The sequence below is a fragment of the Pseudomonadota bacterium genome (genome assembly GCA_022361155.1).
In the GTDB taxonomy this organism is placed as follows: domain Bacteria; phylum Myxococcota_A; class Polyangia; order Polyangiales; family JAKSBK01; genus JAKSBK01.
The window spans coordinates 1-7,376 of record JAKSBK010000554.1; the positions used below are offsets into that span (position 1 = coordinate 1).

Below are 7,376 nucleotides of genomic sequence, written 5' to 3' on the forward strand. Positions count from 1 at the left end.
GCGGTTGAGATCCACCACGTAGCGGCTGTGCCGCGCCACCAGCATGGTTGCGTCGAGCTTGGGCGCGTTGGCGAAGAGCTGATCGACATAGATGTCGGCGTCTCGCAGGACGGTGTCCATGGGGAGATCGGCCTGGGCAAGCACTTCCTCGGGGATGGCGAGCCCTGCGTGGGGAATCTCCACCAACACCGGTCGCGACGCTCCTGGCGGCGTAATGAGCTCGAAGCTGCGCATTCGCGACCGATGTAGCACATCAGCGCCGCCGCGGGGCGCTCCTGCTCGATCGAGCGGCCCTGCTGGATTGAGCGGCCCTGACCGGGTCGACCCGGGTCGAGTCGCGTGCCCGGGTCGAGCCGTCTGCCGGCCAGCGGCGAGCCAGGCAGGTGAGTCGGTCGGGAGTCTGAACAACGTGGGAGGGGGTACTAGGCGCGCAGCAATCGCCGTGTATGATTAGAGGCCCGAGAGCGGCTAGCTCGCGGAAGGGACTGCGCATGCCAAGAGCCTCGCACGCGTCATCGAAGGGTAGAAAGGATCCGTACCTGGGCAAGGTGGTTGCGGGCCGCTACCGGTTGGAGGCCAGGTTGGGCGAGGGCGGGATGGGCATCGTGTACAGGGCCCGTCACGTGTTGATCGATCGCGTCGTCGCGCTCAAGCTGATACGTCCCGATCTTCGCGGCGAGACTCACCTGAGGGCCTGGATGCTGCGCGAGGCGCGCGCGGCAAACCGGGTTGACCACGCGCACATCGTCGATATTCATGATGTCGGGGAGACCGAAGAAGGCGAGCTCTACCTGGTGATGGAGTACCTGGTAGGGACGTCGCTGTCCTCCGAGATCGGCAAAGGAGCGATGCCCATTGCGCGCGCCGTGGACATCATCGAGCAGATGTGTGCGGCGTTGGCGCGCGCGCACGACCTCGGGGTTGTTCACCGCGACCTCAAGAGCGACAACATCATGCTGACCGCTCGGGGCGGACGCAAAGACTCGGTCAAGATCCTCGATTTCGGCCTAGCGGCTCTCGCACGTGATGCCCGACTGGCGCCCAAAGGCGCCGTCTTTGGCACTCCAGAGTACATGGCCCCCGAGCAGGCGCGGGGCGAGGACGCGACGGCTCTGTGCGATATGTATGCGCTGGGAATCCTGTTCTTCGAGATGCTCACCGGGCAGCTGCCGTTTAGGTCGGGCGACCGTGACACACTGCTCGAGATGCAGCGGTCCGCGCCGCCGCCGAGGCCGCGCTCCATACGCCCCGACCTCGCCCCGCAGGCGGAAGCCATCATTCTGCGACTGCTCGAGAAGGACCCGCACCGCAGGTTCCGTGACGCACACCATCTGCAAGAGGAGCTCAAGGCGTTCCAGCGTTCTCTTCCCGCCGCACCCTGGGAGCTCCACATGGGTGAGGCACCGGCGGCGCCGCCGCCGCCACCGCCGGTGCCGACGCCTGGCGTTGCGGAGTGGGGTCGACGAGCAGCCAATTTCGGTCGCATGCTGGCGCGTGCGTATCCGAATGGACGCGTTCCAGGTGATGCGCAGCAGGCTGTAGATGCGTTGTGGGAGCTGGCCTCCCGAGCCTCGCGTCTGGAGGGTGAGCTCGCGAGCCATTCGAGAAAGCTCGAAGCGACCGAACGGCGGGGCAGGGCGCTACGGGCAGAGATCGGGCGCAAGGTGGAAGAGCTCGCGCAGGACGAATCCCGCGCATTGCGCGATGCCAGCGCGCAGCGCGAGCAGCTTGCCAGCATCAAGGACGAGCTCGCGAGCACGGAGCGGGAGCTTGCTCAGGCGACGTCCTTGGCCGACGAGACCCGGCGCAGCTCGGACATCGCCCTTGTACGGCGAGCCTTCGAGCGTTTGGGCGCTGCCCGCGCCAGGGTCGACGGCGTCCGCAACCGCGCGGCAGACCACGAAGCGAATGCACAGCGCGTCGAGAAGCATGCCCACGATTTGCGCGCGCAGATCGACGATCTCAAGGCACAGCTTCAGCGCTATAGCGACGCGCTGGAAAACGACCTGACGGCCGGCCGGGAGCGCATTGCTACCCGTGTGGGTGAAGCGTTGGGCTACGAGAAGCGCTTCGGCGAAGCCTCCTCCATGCTGCTGGGCCATCTTCGGGATCGACCCGAGTGCCGTGACCTGCTGGAGGAGTTGGTGGAGCCGCCAACCCCGCAGCCACAGCCGAGCGAAAGCGGGATTCACGCGGAACGTGCAGGACCCTAGGATGAGCGGTCGAAGGAGGGGCAAGGGCAAAGCAACAGCCGGCCTGGAGGAGCTTTCCCGGCTGGCAAGACCAGGCTGACAGGCTATAGTGCGCTGCGGCTCGGCCGAGTGGCGGAATTGGCAGACGCGCCGGACTCAAAATCCGGTGCCCGCGAGGGCGTGTCGGTTCGAGTCCGACCTCGGCTACCGCGTCCGCCGGGAGCCGCTCGGACAGGGAGCAGCGGCCGGTTTGAATCTCATGCAAGCGGTACTGGTGGCTGACGCAGGATTCTCAATAGAGGATTCGATCGAGGAACAGGAGGCTCTCGCTGGCTGAGATGCCCCGGGTCAGCCGTCCCCCTCCGGCGACCTCGGAAGCGCCGCGCCGCTACGCTGAGCCCGATCGCGTTGCGGTGGTGCTCAACGGTCAAGCCAAGCAGGTCACCGACCAAGTCGTCCATACGCTGGAGCAGGTTGTGCATGGCGGCGATCTGTTCGTGTCGAGAAGTTTGCGCGAGGGGCGCGAAATAGCACGCACCATAGTCCAGCGTGCGTACCCAACCGTGCTGACCGGCGGGGGCGACGGTACGTTCGTGCAGATGGTCTCGTTCATTCTGAAGGAGGCCGAGAGCACAGGGGCGCTGCCGCCGCGGTTTGGTGTGCTCAAACTGGGGACGGGCAACGCGCTGGCGGGGACGCTGGGGGCACCTGTGCTGCGTGGACACGGCTTGGTCGCGGATCTTGGCCTTCTCAGGCGCAAGACCACCAGCAGGGAGCTGAGACTGCTCCAGGTGGAAGGAGTCTACTGTCCCTTCGCAGGGATCGGTGCCGACGCCGTCACGCTTGACAACTTCAACAGCACCAAGCGCTTGTTGCGGTCGACGCCCTTGCTCAAGTGCGTGTCCGCCGGAGCCTTCACGTACGCGGTGGCCATCCTGGGCCGGAGCGTTCCGCAATTCGTAGTACGCAAGCCGCTGAAGGTGACGATTGTCAACCAAGGGTCCGAGGCATTCCGGGTCGGCAGGTACGGGCAGCCGGAGCGCGTCGGGATACCGGCGGGCGGAACCATCTACGAGGGACCGGCTCACATGGCGGTGTTTGGCACCATTCCCTATTGGGGTTTTGGTGCGAAGGTGTTTCCTTATGCGGAACTGCTTAGCGACCGCTTTAGTCTGCGGGTGCTGCATTTCGGCTCCTTGGGGGTAGCGCTGCACGCACGCGCGCTATGGAACGGCACCTACCGGGGGCCGGGGGTGGACGATTTTCTGGTCCAACGCTTGACCCTGCACTGCGACCCTCCAACGCCGGCGGAGGTGGGCGGCGATGTGATAGGCGTGCGAGAGGACCTCAGGGCTTCGCTCGCCAACAAGCCGATTCAGGTCGTGGAATACGACTAGTCCTAGAATGGATGCCAGAGCCAGCACGCCCGCTAATCAACTACGGTGCGAACTCTACTGGTGGGCACTGGGGCAGAATACCCGCAGCAAGACCACGTTTCAGGAGCTCCACTATGGCCCTCCTTCCGGTCGCTCCGTAGTCTAGCGTGTCCCGGTTCGCGTACATCGCGAGGTAGCGCTCCAGCATCGCCCGCTCCCTTGGCACGCCGCCGCGAGCCTCGCTCGCGAGCATTTCGTCGATCACTTGATCCCGGTTTTGGAGTCCCCAAGCTATCGAGCTGTGCAGGACTTGCGACACCGTGCGAATCACGGAGCCGCCCAACGAGCGGCGTATGACGTTGCCACCGAGAGGCAGCGGCAGACCGGTGAGGCTGCCCCAAGCTTCTCCCAGCTCGAGCAGCGCGATCAACCCGTACCGCTGAAAAAACAGCCGACCTTCATGGATGATCAGGGCAGCGCGCACGCTGCCCCGCAGCACCGCATCGAAGGCTCCGGAGAACGGCGAAATCGGTACGACGACCGGCTCGAAGTCGGGCAATAGCAAACGCAGGACCAGATAGGCGGTCGTGCGCACGCCGGGAACTCCGATTCGGGCGCCGCGCAGTTCGCCGAGCGTGAGACCCTCGCGGGCCACCAGCACCGGGCCGTAGCCGCTACCGACGCTGCCGCCGTGGGGCAACAGCAAAAAGTCCTCGGCCACGTAGGCGTACTGGTGGATGGAGATCGCACACACATCCACGTTCCTTCGCAGCTCGGCACTACGGTTCAACGCCTCCGTGTCGGCCCGCCGGTGCTCGAACGACACCCCGCTCGTATTCAGACGGCCCGTCTTGAGCGCCCAGAACATGAAGGCGTCATCGGAGTCGGGACTGTAGGCCAAGCGAATCGTGGTCATCGCGCGTTCGATCCCTGCCTCAGGACCCGCCACACGATAACCTGTGCAGATCGCAGAGAACCGAGCGTCGCTGGGGTGGCGCGAGGACGAGGAATACTGCGGGTATTTCGAGGAGGAGCAACACAGCCAGCGGCGTTTGGAGCCTGCGAGGTGGGCAGGTTGTTTTGTGGCGGATCCTTAGCACGGCTGGTTTTGACGGCCACGAGCAGACCCGGAGGGTCCAAGGGCGGCCTGATTGACCAGCCTCGGTGCCGTTCGATATCCTGACCGCAGCAATCCTGGATTGGAATCGGCGCGCGAGAACACATGCAGCTACGTACCGTCTGCCAAAGGCCCTCATCGTCTGCCTCACCCGGGATGCTGGTGCGTTGGGGCGCGGCGCTGGCTCTGCTCTGTGGTCTTGGTGCGCCGGCCATGCCGGCGCTGGCAACCGATGTGGAGGGCAAGCTCGTGCTGGGCAGCTACAGGGTCTTAGAGCGCGGTCCCGAGGTCTACTGGGAGCTGCAAAACGCCGTGCGGGCCACGAAACGCGAGCGCATCGACGCCGCCCGCGAGCTCACCGTGGTGCTGTTGGGCAAGCGTCCGATGCCCGGCAACAAGACACGACCTGTCGTGTTGCGTGGCGGCAGCCTTCTGCCCTCCACCATCGCAGTGCAGGTGGGCACTACGCTCCGGATCCGCAATGAGGACGAAATCGCTCACGAGCTGCATGCGGTCGGGCTGACTGGTTTTTCGGCTGAAGCCACGTCACCCAGGCACGAACGCACCGTTCGCTTGTCGCAGACCGGAGACTGGCCCCTGCGCGACCGGCTGGTGGTTCACGTTTCAGGCCATCTGCACGTTCTGTCCAATCTGGTAGCGACTGCTCAGCCCGATGCCGATGGGCGCTATCGCTTTTCGGGCGTTTCACCGGGTCGCTATCAGCTGAAGGTCTTTCACGGCCCCAACGAAATCGCCAACAAACGAGTCGTGGTCGGCTCCAAAGGAGAACTGAGCGTCCCGCCCATCGTTCTCAAAGCCCCCAAGCGCAAGTGAGCCGGCAGCCATGATCGTCGCACGCTTCCTTTACCTGACACTGGCTGCTGCCGCTGTGGCCGCCGTGTCTGCGGCCCTGCTGGCACAAGGTATCGTCAATCGTCGTTCCAGCGAGTTTCTGACCGATCAGCTGCTGCGCGATCGAGCCGAGATCGAGGCCATGCTACGACTCGAGGCGCGCTCGAGGCTCGATCGCATCGCGTTCGTTGCAACCGATGCAAAGCTCGCTGCTACACTGAGGCGGGCTGGCGCCGCAACCGATGCCAAAGCGCTGCGCCAACTGAGCCTGACGGCCAAGGAGCGCCTTTCCGCACACAATCGCCAGATCAAGAAAGCCGTTGGTGACGCCGGTACCCCCGACATTGTCTTCGCGGTCGACTCCCGCGGCGTGATCGTTGCTCAACTTGGACCCATGCAAGCAAACCCCCCTGGTGCAGGGTTGGGTACCTTCCCTTTGGTGCGGCGCGCGCTGCTCGGCTACGAGCGGGACGACGTCTGGTTGTACGACCGACAAGTCTACCGCATGGCGGCGCGGCCGATCATCTACGGGGGAGCCTACGTGGGTGCGGTCGTCCACGGCTACCGCTTCGATGCCGCATTTGCTCAGAAGCTCGGCAAGGCCTTGCGGGATGCGAGTGTCGTGTTCTTTTACGGGGCCAAGCTGCTTGCCAGCTATTCGCCGCCCGAGGTGAACGACGCGCCTTCGGCAACTCGGCTCGCGGGCTCCCTTCCGGAGGTCGTCAACGACGCGAGCTTCAGCGCATCAAGCGAGCCACGCGTCAAGGAGCTCGGCGAGCACGCGCGCGCAGTGTATTCCCCGGTGACCGGCAGCGCCGCTCGGGCCAAGGTGGGCTATGCCGTTGCTCGGCCGCTTCGTGTGTTGTCGGATCCGCTGGCGCTGTTTCGCAACGCCACGCGGGCAGACATCAACGCCCTGCCTTGGGTCTACCTGGCGATCGCGTTGCTAGCGCTTGTCGTCCTGGGCATGCTATCGATCTACATGGAACGCGATCGGCCCTTCGGTCGCCTGCGCAGCTCGGTCTCGGAGATAGTGCGCGGTGAACGTGACCGCCTGGACGTGTCCGCCTGGCGCGGGGCCTACCGGGGCATGGCAAGCGCGCTCAATCGCGCTTTGGACGCCAGTTGTCAGCGCGCAAGTCATCCGGGGTCCAAACCTGCGCCCGCCGCCAACATCGACGAGCTGTTGGGATCCTCGCACGTCGCGACCTCGCAACCCTTTTTCGGCTTCGCCCACGAGCGGCGCCCGACCCCGAGGGCGGGTGCGCAGGCCGCCGCCCGTTCCACCCCAATTCAGCCGGCTGCAAAACCGCCCAATGTACCGCGACCGCCCCCCCCACCCGGTCCTTCAGCTACCGGTGCTGCGCAGGCTGCTGTGCCCGGCGTGGGGCATTCCAACGGCAATGGCGCGACGATGGGCAAGGCCGCCGCCCCAGCTCCGGAGAGCACCTCGGCCGCTGGCTTCGACGAGGAGGTGCACTTCCGGGAGATCTACGATGAGTATCTGGCCACCAGGAAGCAATGCAACGAATCAGTCGAAGGTCTAACCTTCGATAGGTTCGCAAAGACGTTGCGGCGCAACCGAGATCAGATCCGCTCGGCACACGGGGCCAAAGCCGTACGGTTTACGGTGTACGTGAAGAGTGGCAAGGCTGCCCTGCGAGCCTCACCGCTGCGCTAGTTCCTGTCCACAATCGCGCCAGGCCGGCTTACGTCCTCGCGGCCGTCCTCGCAATAGCAGACTATTGCTGCGGGTTCCGCTGCGGGCGCGCCCGCCCTGGCATCGATTCTGGACAGGAACGGTAGGCTTTTTGCAACGTGCCAGGCCGGCTTACGTCC

The 7,376-nt window shown here is 65.1% G+C and carries 6 protein-coding genes and 1 tRNA gene; 5 read left to right on the plus strand and 2 right to left on the minus strand.

Features of this window, described 5'->3' with window-relative positions; genetic code table 11:
* A partial coding sequence (locus MJD61_20560) for an N-formylglutamate amidohydrolase (GenBank protein ID MCG8557655.1) occupies window positions 1-234 on the minus strand: 234 nt, incomplete at its 3' end.
* 257 nt (window positions 235-491) lie between these two features.
* Here MJD61_20560 and MJD61_20565 point away from each other — a divergent pair.
* The 3 genes from MJD61_20565 (at window position 492) to MJD61_20575 (ending at window position 3,589) form a co-directional block, all read left to right on the plus strand.
* Complete coding sequence (locus MJD61_20565; GenBank protein MCG8557656.1) at window positions 492-2,213, plus strand: protein kinase; 1,722 nt, start codon at window positions 492-494, stop codon at window positions 2,211-2,213.
* A 102-nt stretch (window positions 2,214-2,315) separates the two neighbouring features.
* Window positions 2,316-2,399, plus strand: a tRNA-Leu gene (locus MJD61_20570).
* Window positions 2,400-2,530: 131 nt separating this feature from the next.
* Window positions 2,531-3,589: a hypothetical protein gene (locus MJD61_20575; GenBank protein ID MCG8557657.1), complete on the plus strand. Its 1,059-nt coding sequence runs from the start codon at window positions 2,531-2,533 to the stop codon at window positions 3,587-3,589.
* Between the two features lie 40 nt (window positions 3,590-3,629).
* Here MJD61_20575 and MJD61_20580 read toward each other — a convergent pair whose 3' ends face one another.
* Complete coding sequence (locus tag MJD61_20580; protein MCG8557658.1) at window positions 3,630-4,484, minus strand: ABC transporter substrate-binding protein; 855 nt, start codon at window positions 4,482-4,484, stop codon at window positions 3,630-3,632.
* 357 nt (window positions 4,485-4,841) lie between these two features.
* Here MJD61_20580 and MJD61_20585 point away from each other — a divergent pair, with 357 nt between their 5' ends.
* Window positions 4,842-5,519 carry a hypothetical protein gene (locus MJD61_20585; protein MCG8557659.1) on the plus strand — a complete coding sequence of 226 codons (678 nt, stop codon included), beginning with the start codon at window positions 4,842-4,844 and terminating at the stop codon, window positions 5,517-5,519.
* Between the two features lie 10 nt (window positions 5,520-5,529).
* Window positions 5,530-7,218: a hypothetical protein gene (locus MJD61_20590; protein MCG8557660.1), complete on the plus strand. Its 1,689-nt coding sequence runs from the start codon at window positions 5,530-5,532 to the stop codon at window positions 7,216-7,218.
* Window positions 7,219-7,376 lie beyond the last annotated feature (158 nt).

Coding starts and splice junctions, on each gene's coding strand:
- MJD61_20585 (MCG8557659.1), top strand. CDS start 4,842: ATGCTGGTGCGTTGGGGCGCGGCGCTGGCTCTGCTCTGTGGTCTTGGT.
- MJD61_20590 (MCG8557660.1), top strand. CDS start 5,530: ATGATCGTCGCACGCTTCCTTTACCTGACACTGGCTGCTGCCGCTGTG.
- MJD61_20575 (MCG8557657.1), top strand. CDS start 2,531: ATGCCCCGGGTCAGCCGTCCCCCTCCGGCGACCTCGGAAGCGCCGCGC.
- MJD61_20565 (MCG8557656.1), top strand. CDS start 492: ATGCCAAGAGCCTCGCACGCGTCATCGAAGGGTAGAAAGGATCCGTAC.
- MJD61_20580 (MCG8557658.1), bottom strand. CDS start 4,484: ATGACCACGATTCGCTTGGCCTACAGTCCCGACTCCGATGACGCCTTC.